This is a genomic window from Carboxydothermus pertinax (assembly GCF_001950255.1).
Taxonomy (GTDB): Bacteria; Bacillota; Z-2901; order Carboxydothermales; family Carboxydothermaceae; genus Carboxydothermus; species Carboxydothermus pertinax.
In genome coordinates, this window is sequence record NZ_BDJK01000022.1 from 1 (window position 1) to 292 (window position 292).

The 292-nt window shown below is 33.2% G+C and carries 1 protein-coding gene; it reads left to right on the forward strand.

Going from position 1 to position 292, the window contains the following annotated elements; all coding sequences use genetic code 11:
• A partial coding sequence (locus cpu_RS07450; protein ID WP_143299309.1) for an integrase core domain-containing protein occupies positions 1-258 on the forward strand: 258 nt, incomplete at its 5' end.
• Positions 259-292: the final 34 nt, after the last annotated feature.

Here is a 292-nt window from a genome sequence, read left to right on the forward strand (position 1 = left end):
AGCTTTATCAGCCTACTTGAACAATACAACGTTACACAAAGTATGTCAAGAGCAGGAAATCCCCGGGACAATGCCGTTATGGAAAGTTTTTTTGGCTGGTTTAAACATATCTTAAAATATGATTTTAATTATTATTATGCCGATGATTTACGTAAAACTATAGAAAAAGCTATTGATTTTTACAATAAAGAAAGACCTTCATTTGCCCTTAATTACAAAACCCCCGTCCAATATAGAATTGAACAGGGGTTCATCTAGTATTTTTTGTGTCTACTAAGTCTTGACCAGTTCA